Genomic DNA, 1,178 nt, shown 5'->3' on the forward strand with positions numbered 1-1,178 from the left:
TTCAGCTTTCGCTTCTCCATAGCATTTTTACCTTAGCAGATTAATTGGATTAGACTTCCAGGATAATCCACATTGTCTTATGGGCTTCATACCTTTTCATTACTGAAAACGCATGCCATAATAAGGTCATTCCGAATGGCTGGAGTGGCGTGGCTGCAATTTAGGATTTAGCTTCTCGTCGCACTCGCTCATCCCATACATCTTCCATAATTCTTCATCTGGGTATCTTCCGGACTTGCGTAATTCAAGGATTTCGGATCGAATTTCTGCCACCCTTTCAGGCGGGAAATATTTTCGGATATCTTCCCACTTATATACATTTATTTTAGGCATAGATATTGATTTGTAGTTACAAATAAGCCAGAGGTCTAATTAAAATTTACTGAGGAAGGTCTCTGGACATGAAGCCTAATTCTCTTCTTTTATTTTCTTTTTCATGAGATTCTAAATCGCATAATACTACTTTGCAGCCATATTTTTCTCCCCACATCTTGAAAACATCATTAGTAATATTCTCAACTAAAAGATACTTTGGTCCAAGGTCTTTAACCAACTTTTCCTGACAATACTCTTCTATAGAATCGCCATGCTTTTCGCCGAGTATAATGACTGTGTGTTCATCTCCATAAGGTTTAGACTGATAAGCTTTCTTCTCTTTGTTATTTACAAGATTCTTTATACACTGAAAATATTCTTCTATCACTTTCGGTTCTATCATTAATTGCCTTCCTGTTTATATCATCTCAGATAGCCTTCAAAGGCTCATTTTGCAGGACATTCTGCATTATCTGCACAGCTTTGGCACTAACATAATATTTATTAAATTGCCCCAATGTTTCCGATACAATAATGCCGTCTGTTCTCAGGTGTTTCATATACCATGAGACAGCTTGGTCTGTGATTCCAATCTCACCAGATATCTCTTTCCTCGATGCACCAGGATGTTCCATCAGGATTTTAATTATCTTTCTTGGCATGTCTTTTTTAAGCTGGTTAAGAATTTTTTGTTCGTCGTCATTGAATTTCATATGATTCTCAAAATACCGGCTTTTATACACTTTTATTTTATCGTGCATATCCAAAATTTTGAGATGGTAGCTTAATGTACCTCTATTTACACCTGTTTCGTTTGAAATAACACCAAAATTTACTCCAGGATTCTTTTTGATATGATCAAG

Annotated in this window: 2 protein-coding genes; both read right to left on the reverse strand. The window is 36.1% G+C overall.

Translation table 11 applies throughout. From position 1 onward, the window contains the following. Positions 1-379: 379 nt before the first annotated feature. Positions 380-718, reverse strand: a complete 339-nt coding sequence (locus tag MNV_RS10685; RefSeq protein WP_096205929.1) for a hypothetical protein — start codon at positions 716-718, stop codon at positions 380-382. A gap of 25 nt (positions 719-743) precedes the next feature. Next, positions 744-1,178, reverse strand: a 435-nt coding sequence (locus tag MNV_RS10690) for a winged helix-turn-helix transcriptional regulator (RefSeq protein WP_143311740.1), incomplete at its 5' end; no start/stop codon positions are given.

This window comes from Candidatus Methanoperedens nitratireducens (genome assembly GCF_900196725.1).
GTDB lineage: Archaea > Halobacteriota > Methanosarcinia > Methanosarcinales > Methanoperedenaceae > Methanoperedens > Methanoperedens nitroreducens_A.